Annotated in this window: 8 protein-coding genes; 7 read left to right on the top strand and 1 reads right to left on the bottom strand. The window is 37.7% G+C overall.

From position 1 onward, the window contains the following. The first annotated feature begins 199 nt into the window (after window positions 1-199). From AACQ81_RS19040 to dndE, 7 genes are all read left to right on the top strand, one after another. Entirely contained in the window at window positions 200-958 is a 759-nt protein-coding gene (locus AACQ81_RS19040) for an FCD domain-containing protein (RefSeq protein ID WP_237388248.1), read from the top strand. A 283-nt stretch (window positions 959-1,241) separates the two neighbouring features. Further along, on the top strand, window positions 1,242-1,775 hold the full coding sequence (abiEi, locus tag AACQ81_RS19035) for a type IV toxin-antitoxin system AbiEi family antitoxin (RefSeq protein WP_237388247.1): 534 nt from the start codon (window positions 1,242-1,244) through the stop codon (window positions 1,773-1,775). Beyond that, window positions 1,768-2,070 carry a hypothetical protein gene (locus tag AACQ81_RS19030; RefSeq protein WP_237388246.1) on the top strand — a complete coding sequence of 101 codons (303 nt, stop codon included), beginning with the start codon at window positions 1,768-1,770 and terminating at the stop codon, window positions 2,068-2,070. The genes abiEi and AACQ81_RS19030 overlap by 8 nt, the downstream gene beginning before the upstream one ends. Window positions 2,071-2,407: 337 nt before the next feature. Continuing rightward, window positions 2,408-3,496 carry a DNA sulfur modification protein DndB gene (dndB, locus tag AACQ81_RS19025; protein WP_237388245.1) on the top strand — a complete coding sequence of 363 codons (1,089 nt, stop codon included), beginning with the start codon at window positions 2,408-2,410 and terminating at the stop codon, window positions 3,494-3,496. Then, the gene (gene dndC, locus AACQ81_RS19020) at window positions 3,493-5,127 is read left to right on the top strand and encodes a DNA phosphorothioation system sulfurtransferase DndC (protein WP_237388244.1); all 1,635 of its coding nucleotides are present in this window, start codon (window positions 3,493-3,495) and stop codon (window positions 5,125-5,127) included. Before dndB ends, dndC begins: the two co-directional genes overlap by 4 nt. Next, window positions 5,117-7,117: a DNA sulfur modification protein DndD gene (gene dndD, locus AACQ81_RS19015; protein ID WP_237388243.1), complete on the top strand. Its 2,001-nt coding sequence runs from the start codon at window positions 5,117-5,119 to the stop codon at window positions 7,115-7,117. The genes dndC and dndD overlap by 11 nt, the downstream gene beginning before the upstream one ends. Beyond that, on the top strand, window positions 7,117-7,470 hold the full coding sequence (gene dndE, locus AACQ81_RS19010) for a DNA sulfur modification protein DndE (protein ID WP_237388242.1): 354 nt from the start codon (window positions 7,117-7,119) through the stop codon (window positions 7,468-7,470). The genes dndD and dndE overlap by 1 nt, the downstream gene beginning before the upstream one ends. Window positions 7,471-7,524: 54 nt before the next feature. Here the strand turns inward: dndE and AACQ81_RS19005 are convergent, their stop codons facing one another. Beyond that, window positions 7,525-8,979 (bottom strand): AIPR family protein, encoded by a 1,455-nt coding sequence (locus AACQ81_RS19005; RefSeq protein WP_237388241.1) that lies wholly within the window; start codon window positions 8,977-8,979, stop codon window positions 7,525-7,527. Window positions 8,980-9,122 lie beyond the last annotated feature (143 nt).

Here is a 9,122-nt window from a genome sequence, read left to right as displayed (position 1 = left end):
GCTGCTAAGCAGCAGGGGTTCAATTTCCATGAACACTTCTCGACTAATGTCACTGGCATAAATTTTTCTCATCCCCGTAGTTTATATGAAAAATCGTTCTGGTTTAAAAAAATTCTGAATAGGTTCTAAGGGCAATACCTTAAAATGAGATCATTTTTAGTCGTTCACCTTACGCACACTAAACCTACAGCGACATTTAATGATGAACATTGAAGACCTCAAACGGCCTTATCAGGAAGTGGGCCACTCATTACGCCAAATCATTGCGACTGAGCACTATAAGATCGGTGATCGCCTCCCTCCAGAGCGTGAAATCGCAGATAGGCTTGGCGTCTCCCGCGCCCTGATTCGTGAAGCGATCATCATGCTGGAATTAGAGAACCTGATTGAAGTCCGCAAAGGTTATGGCCGGAATTCGGGGATTTACATCATCAACCTGCCAAAAGCCGCTGAGACTTACGTGGAGAATGCGGCAGGGCCTTTTGAGTTATTACAAGCACGCCAATTACTGGAAAGCAATATTGCTGAATTCGCGGCAACCCAAGTTACACCAATCGATATTGCCAATATGCGTCAGGCACTGGAAAAAGAAAAAAATGATCTGGAATCAGGTGAAGATGAATCCGGCGACAGAGAATTTCATCTGGCCATCGCACAAGCAACGCATAACAGCATGCTGGTTGAACTGCTAAAGCAGTCTTGGACATGGCGCGAAAATAACCCGATGTGGATGAAATTACACAGCCGGATCACGAATACCGACTACCGCCGGGAATGGCTGAATGACCATCAGGCGATTTTGGCTGCTATGGTCAAAAAAGACCCTGTGGCTGCGAAACAAGCCATGTGGCAGCATCTGGAAAACGTGAAACAGCGATTGCTGGAGTTATCAGATGTCGATGATCCTGACTTTGATGGGTATTTGTTTGAGTCTTATCCGGTTGGGATTGGGGGGTGAGATTGTACCTTCCATCCATTCAGAGCTGGCAATATAGCTGACGATCATTCACTGGTTCAATCACACTGTAGTTATGGCAGACAAGGGCAAGACAATCGGCGTATTGCAACACGTGACGAAAAAACAGTACGAAACTATCTGTCGATGGTGAAATTGACTCTAACTATCAATATGTTAACACAAAACCCCCATTAAAGGGGTTTTTATGTACGAATATAATTGCTATAGTTCTTAACTATACACAAAAACCCCTTAACAGAGATCTTAATGTAGAGATAATGGAATGGATAAGATCACTGCAATTAAAACATTAGATAAATTCAGCAAGATGGGGAAAAATATTTTCCTCTTACAAGATTTGGAAGTCATCTTTGCTGATGAAGCGCCACGAACATTGAAAAAATCCATCGACCGCCTTATCAAGGCCGGGTTATTGGTTCGCATCACCAAAGGGATCTATGCAAATGCACTCGCGAACCTCGGATCTTATCCGCTGGAGAGTATCGCAATCAATATCCGACGCGGCGAATACAGCTACATCAGTCTGGAGTCAGCATTGTCCCAATATGGGATTATCTCCCAAATCCCTATCGACAGACTCACGATCATGTCTACCGGCAGGTCAGGGGAATTTGAAACACCGTGGGGTGTTATTGAAATCACGCACACAAACAAAAAACCGAGTGAAATCCTGAAAGGAACGCTGGAAAGCCGTGGGCCAATGCGTATCGCAAGAAAGGAAATTGCTCTTCGTGATTTAAAGCGAGTGGGCAGAAACACGCACCTGATTCAAAGGGAGGAATTGGAGTATGCCTGATAAAACCGATTTCAATATTCTTGTCGATGAAATCGTTACGCAGGACGGGTTTACCAACATCAGACCTGTCGTTGAGAAAGAGATGTTGCACTATGATATTTTGTATTGTCTGGCTAAAGACGGTTTGCTGAGAAAGCTTACCTTTCAGAGAGGCATGTCGCTAAGGCTCTGCTATGCAGCAATAAGAAACTGTAAACCATCTGCTTTTTTAAACTGGAAATCTGGTGTCTTTCTATTTCGAACAGTTATGAATAGGCTATATAGTACATTTTCCTGTGGTGAGAAAGATGCCTAAACCGCCCTATATTTTTATATAGTTACACTGAAAAATCTGGTAAATAAAAATCAATAATAATGATTTAAATATATTTAACATTCTCAAGTGAAAATGATCTTTCAACATATTCAGTTTATTTAAATCCCCCCTTCGTTTTATATCTCTTACTAACTTTTCTGCAAAGATAAACTAACCTTCCCACCTTATTAGCTCTATCTATAAAAGATACTCATAAATTATTTTTAAATATTTAAAACTGTCATTACGTCAAAAAAATGATATAATATACCAACATTACGTTAAAATATAACGTAAGAATATCATCAATTACTTAATTTATCAGGAAGAAGGGATTATGGCTAATATTGACAATATAGCATACTGTTACTCGTTCCCCGCTGTCAGAGGGATTCAAGCTGGTCGTCCCTTCTATATTGCTACTTGTCCAATGCGGTTGATTCCCAAGATTTTCAGTTTTGATGAAAATGAAGTTCCCCCAGAACTTCGGGCACAACGTGTATTAAATAAATCGCGCATTCCAGAAATGGCGCGTTATTTAATTGAAAATCCAAAAGATTATGTTTTTTCAGCATTGACAGCATCTATTGCTATTGATGTTGAATTTGCTGAATTCTCTGGTTCCAATAATCTCGGCATTTTAAAAGTGCCAATGGAAGCACAAATTTTGATTAACGATGGTCAGCATCGTCGTAAGGCCATTGAAACTGCTTTGAAAGAAAATCCAGATTTAGGCCAAGATAATATTCCTGTGCTATTTTTTGTTGACGAAGGTTTGCAACGTAGCCAGCAGATGTTCGCTGATTTAAATAAATACGCGATTAGACCTAGCCCATCATTATCAACTCTTTATGATCATCGAGATGTTAATTCAGAATTAGCTCGTTATCTGGCAATGTCTATCAAACCATTTGTAGGGCTAACTGAATTAGAAAAATCCAGTATCAGCAAACTTTCAAACAAATTATTTACATTAAGTAGCATCAAGCAAGCTACCCGTGCTTTGCTCGGAAGAGATCCGAAAGAAGATGATCAGGAAGAAAATAGACGGCTAGCTTCTCAATATTGGCAAGCTGTTTATAATGCAATGCCTGATTGGAAAATGGCATCTAACAAAGAAGTTTCTCCCGCTCAACTACGTCAAGAATACGTCCATGCTCACGGTATTGGACTTCATGCATTGGGTCTACTTGGCCGCAGCCTATTAGCAGAACATCCTGAACAGTGGCAAGAAAAGCTTGCCAAGCTGAAAACGTTCGACTGGCGCAAAAGCAATCCTATACTAATAAAAAGAGCAATGTCACACGGAAAATTAAGTAAAACGACAATGGCTATTCAGCTTACCTGTAATGCCCTTAAAATTGCATTGGATCTTTCCCTTACTGCTGAAGAGCAGCAACTTGAAGCTCAAACGGTTGTCTTATGAGTAAACTAATTCAAGCCCACGATTTGGGCGATTATGAAGATTTTATTAACCAAGAAATGTTTGCCGGTCGACCTCTGGCAGAATACATTTCTGAAATACAGCGTATTTATCACAGCGATAAACGTCCTTGGGTCATTGGTTACAGCGGAGGAAAAGATTCTTCTGCCGTTATTACGCTGGCTTATCTAGCATTACTTGGTTTACCACCAGAAATGCGTCACAAGCCTGTTTTTGTTGTCTCATCTGACACTTTGGTTGAAACTCCTGTTGTCGTAGATTTAATCAAAAAAACAATGGTACAAATTGAGGCTGGAGCCAGTCGCGACGAGCTTCCTATCACTCAACATTCTGTAATACCTAAAACACACGAAACATTCTGGGTCAACCTACTAGGTAAAGGCTATCCAGCTCCCACACGCAGCTTCCGCTGGTGTACAGAACGAATGAAGATTAACCCTGTCAGTGACTTCATTCGCGATAAAGTTAGCCAATTCGATGAAGTCATCGTTGTCCTGGGTTCACGTAGTAGCGAGAGTGCATCACGTGCTCAAGTTATTGCAAAACACAAAATTGATGGTTCACGTCTTGCTCGACATACCACTCTTGCCAATGCATTCATTTATACACCTATTGATACATGGGATGTTGAAGATGTTTGGAAACTGCTGCGTGGTGCTTATCGATATGCTCCAGATGATATAGAAGAGTGGGAAAGCCCATGGGGTGGCAATAATCGCCCTCTTTGGACTCTTTATATGGATTCGTCAAATCAAGGCGAATGTCCTCTTGTTATTGATGATAGTACACCTTCGTGCGGTAACTCTCGCTTTGGTTGCTGGACTTGTACTGTTGTTACAAAAGATAAAGCAATGGAAAGTCTTGTCCAAAATGGGGAAGACTGGATGATGCCTTTGCTCAAGTATCGCGATCTACTTTCTCTAACTACTGACCCAGCACAGAAAAATACTTACCGTAACCACAAACGTCGTACAGGTAAAGTCAGCTATCAATATGCCAAAGAAGGGGAAGACATTACCGCAGAACGTAAACATGTCCCCGGCCCATACTGGTTAAAATACCGACAAGAGTGGCTTAAACAATTGCTAGAAATCGAACGAGAGTTAAACCAACAAGGCCGCCAGATAACTCTAATTACAGAGCCAGAGCTTCATGCCATTCGTCAAGAATGGCTAAAAGATCCTAATGAACCAGATTGGAATGATACATTACCGGGTATCTACCGCTCCGTTTATGATCGTGATTTAAACTGGGTTACTGATGATCAATCTAGATTTGATTCTAGTGATGCTGAATTACTCGCTCAAATTACTCAAGGATTCGATGTAGAACCAGAAATGGTCATGAAACTAGTTGAGCTGGAAATATCGATGGAAGGACTAAGTCGCAGACAAGGAATATTTGACAAAATTGGCACAATTTTGAGGCAAGATTGGGGTAGTTTAGAACAAATTGAACAAAAGCAAGCTTCGCTCCAAAAACGTAATGAACGTGATATTCACCTTGAAGAAGTCATGAAATTAGAAGCTGAAATTAAAGAATTACAACGTAGGCTAATTGACGCTGAGGAACTGTCTATATTTTCCAGTGAGGCACAAGAAAATGCTAATTAAGCAATTAGTCCTGCGTAATTTTCGCGTATTTAGTGGTACACATACTATCGATCTTGCGCCGAGGAAACGTCAGCATGAAATCCACGATCGTCCAATAGTTCTATTTGGTGGGTTAAACGGTGCAGGCAAAACGTCTATTTTATCCGCTATTCGTTTATCACTATATGGACGATTAGCATTTAACCATACTATTCAACAACAAGAATATATTGAGCAGCTGGGTGCATTAATTCATAACGGCAATAATCAATCCGAACGTCCAAATGATGCGTCAATTGAACTCACTTTCACCTATAATAAAGAAGGCAAAGAATCTGAGTTTACTGTTACACGTAGCTGGAAAAAAGGAAAAAAAGACCAACTATCACTGCAACAAGATGGACAAGCTCTTAGTGAACTGAATTATGATCAATGCCAAGGTTTTCTTAATGAGCTTATTCCTCACGGAGTAGCTGACTTATTTTTCTTTGATGGTGAAAAAATTGCTGAACTGGCTGAAGATGAATCAGGCAACATTCTGCGCACTGCTATGCGCCGCTTACTTGGTTTAGATTTGATCTCTAAGCTAAGAAATGATCTCGTCATTTTTATTAAACGCCAGCAATCCTCTCAATTAGAAGGGAACCTACAACTCCGGCTTTCAGAGTTAGAAAATAAGTCGAAAGAGCTTTCTTGCAAAACAGAGCACTATTTAGAAGATGCTGATTTCTTAAGTTCACGTATTGAATTATTCACAAGAGATATCACTAAGCATGAAGGACTATTAAGTGCTCAAGGTGGTTCTTTTGCTCAAACTAAAGAACAAGAGCAAAAGAAAGTTGATGAACTCATCAAAGAAAAAGAGGGAATTGAAAAAGCACTACGCCATGAATTCGATGGCACTCTTCCTTATACTTTAGCACCTAAAACTTTATCTCTATTGCTTGAAAAAATTTCTCAAGAATCAGAAATAAAACAAGCCAAAAGCTTTGAAAAAGAACTTAATAGCTTCCTGAATCAGCTAAGAAACGATCTTGCTTTACGTTCTAGTACAACCAGTAAAATTGCTGCTGAAGCTATCACTGACAACCTAAATGAATATATGTCTCAGAAGCCAAAAGGTGATTTGCGATTTGATATCTCAGATCGTGAAGCGGGTATGCTACAGCAATCAATTGAACAGGACAGTCAAAAATCTTGGGAACGTTTTGATAATTACCGAATCCAACTTACTGATATTGAACAACAGCTAGAACAATCTGCCGCTAATATTGCTCGTGCTCCTGAAAATGATCAGCTTATGGATATTTTCCAAAAAATACGAGATCTAGATAAAGAACGCAATGATACTCGCCAGAAGTATAAGTTAGCTCTAGAAGCAGCCCAAAAATGCAAACAACAGCAATTAGATTGTGCTCGTCAAATTCAAAAGCTACACGATTCGGCCCGCAATAAATATGGTCTTATGAGTGCACTAAAGAATGCCGAAGAAACAATTAATCTGTTAGAACGATACAGTGAAGTGTTAACTCAGGCTCGTGTTAAAAAACTCGCAAAAAATTTCGAAGCGGCTTATCGTAAATTAGCTCGTAAAGATGATCTACAACTTCATGCACATATTAACCCTAATACTTTTGATGTCGAGTTAGTTGATGAAAGTCTATCTATAATTAACAGAAAATCCCTTTCAGCAGGAGAAAAACAAATTTACGCTATTGCTATCTTAGAAGCATTAGCTAAAACTTCTGGTCAAGAATTACCTGTTATTATTGATACCCCACTAGGACGCCTTGATTCTAAACATAGAGATAATCTGATTAATCATTATTTTCCTTATGCCAGTCATCAGGTAGTATTACTCTCTACCGATACTGAAGTTGATGAACGTTATTTTGTTGACCAACTGCGTGATGATATTTCTCACACATACCAAATCGTATTCAATGCTAAGACGAAATCTTCATCTCTGAAATCTGGATATTTCTGGGAATTGACTAAGGAGACAATTTAATGCTCCCGAATAGAATGCAACTAAATCGTCAGACAGAAGAACAGCTTAAAAAACTGAAAAATTATACTGGATTAACACCAAATATTTCCGCCAGATTAGCCTTTTTCCGCTCTGTAGAAAGTGATTTCAGGTATTCAGCAGACCGAGATAACAAAAAACTCGATGGTTCGCTCGTATTGGATAAAATTACGTGGCTTGGAGAAACAGTGCAAACCACGGAGTTGGTGCTTAAAATGCTTTATCCTGAACTCGAACAGAAAGAGTTAATTAAAGCATGGGCTGCGCATGTGGAGGATGGGATTGCTGCGTTGAGGAATTATCGCAATCTTAAGGATTTTTCTCAATCTCTGTAAAATTTAACTTATAAAAATATACCCCCATATTTATACATATGGGGGATTTATATATTAAATTTTAAATTGATTATTAACAAATTCTTTAAATTTTGATAAACCCATTTTTCTCACTGTAGAAATATCTTCTATTTCGTACTCAGAAATACAACTCTCTAATTTATTAATTAAATGACTATATGAATCTTTAACTCCACGATATTTAATATAGAGTATATAAAAATATTTTATTTGATTACCGCTGAAGCCTGACTCCTTATAAGCCTTAATTACATCATAGTAATATGTTATAAGCTTTGGTGCCATTTTTATATCAAAATTATTAATAAATAAATTATTATAATCTTTTTCAAAAATGTCTTTCATGCTATTTGTAGACTTTTCAGGATAACCACTTACAGCCTTTAATATTTGACCAAAGGTTTCCATTTTTATTATAAATTTATATTTCTTACCTTCATCAGAACCTGTATCACCTGACTTTCTTATGTAAGCTATATCATGTTCGTCCAGATATCGTTCAATATCTATCTGTTCAGTTGACAATGATTTTAAACCAGAGGACTTAATCGAGTTCTGACTATTAGTATATTCAGCAATTTTATGTATATCATTAGAGTCAATATCAGGCATGAAAACTCGTAACAATACTTCAGCATTACAAAGATAGTTGTTGATGTTATCTGCATTCTCTTTATTAAATTCATGAATAGTTCTGAGAGTTTGTCCTCCATTTACGATTTGAAAACCATTAATATCCAGTCTCATCATTCTATTTCCAGGTAAGTTCGTTGCAGATATTGACTTAGCGACTATCGTAATTCCATTATTATACATAAAGAATTTTGTTGGATTGTTTTTTATCGTATCACTAATGTTTGGATTATATTTTGAGTTTTTAACAAAACCTCTTACATTATCAAATAAAACGCCATATTCAAGGATTGAATTGGCCAAAACCGAGATATCTTCTATATTTTTATCCAATCTTAGTTGCTCATCATTAGATGTTATACGTATAATTTCATCACATCTAACTCTTAAAACATAAGACTTTGCTGTCGCTTTACTATCCTCACTATAACACATTAATGCATCTTTGCTTAGGATCATACTTGCATTGATATCTTTCGGCCTAATTGACATGAACTGCGATATCGTTGGTAGCGCCAGAGGTTTTATATTTATTTTATAAAGAGAGGATAAATGATCCAATTCAGAGTTAATCGTTTTAACTTCATTAGCTTCATTACTTACCTGATAGAATGTCACATCCCATACATCTTTAGGAGTTAAAAATATATCATTAAGTTTTTTTAGTTTACACTTCAATTTCTCAGAGTATTTATCAAACTCTTTTTTATCTTCAGACAAACAAAGATTTAAAAATTTTGTTGATATAAAACTATCATTCAAACTCTGTGTTTTATTATTATTGAAACTCTCTCTATACTTAAAATTAAATAACTTAACACACTTTTTTTCTTCATCAATATAAACAGCGTCCATACCAAAATCATTAATTAACCTGAGCTTCGCTTAAGAAGGGAACTAAAGTGCCTGAGGCACGATCAAAGTTTTTGCTAAAGAAAACAAAATCGTGGAGATCCTCAGGCATGTATAATTTAGAAGAACTTTACTGCTGCGTCGAT

The sequence above is a fragment of the Xenorhabdus sp. Sc-CR9 genome (assembly GCF_963897815.1).
Classification (GTDB): domain Bacteria; phylum Pseudomonadota; class Gammaproteobacteria; order Enterobacterales; family Enterobacteriaceae; genus Xenorhabdus.
The sequence above is the reverse complement of the archived record's forward strand: the minus strand, read 5'-3'. Positions and strand labels throughout refer to the sequence as shown.

Excerpts from the sequence above, each read along its gene's own strand:
- dndD (WP_237388243.1), top strand. The coding sequence starts at position 5,117 with ATGCTAATTAAGCAATTAGTCCTGCGTAATTTTCGCGTATTTAGTGGT.
- dndE (WP_237388242.1), top strand. The coding sequence starts at position 7,117 with ATGCTCCCGAATAGAATGCAACTAAATCGTCAGACAGAAGAACAGCTT.
- dndB (WP_237388245.1), top strand. The coding sequence starts at position 2,408 with ATGGCTAATATTGACAATATAGCATACTGTTACTCGTTCCCCGCTGTC.
- AACQ81_RS19005 (WP_237388241.1), bottom strand. The coding sequence starts at position 8,979 with ATGGACGCTGTTTATATTGATGAAGAAAAAAAGTGTGTTAAGTTATTT.
- AACQ81_RS19030 (WP_237388246.1), top strand. The coding sequence starts at position 1,768 with ATGCCTGATAAAACCGATTTCAATATTCTTGTCGATGAAATCGTTACG.
- abiEi (WP_237388247.1), top strand. The coding sequence starts at position 1,242 with ATGGATAAGATCACTGCAATTAAAACATTAGATAAATTCAGCAAGATG.
- dndC (WP_237388244.1), top strand. The coding sequence starts at position 3,493 with ATGAGTAAACTAATTCAAGCCCACGATTTGGGCGATTATGAAGATTTT.
- AACQ81_RS19040 (WP_237388248.1), top strand. The coding sequence starts at position 200 with ATGATGAACATTGAAGACCTCAAACGGCCTTATCAGGAAGTGGGCCAC.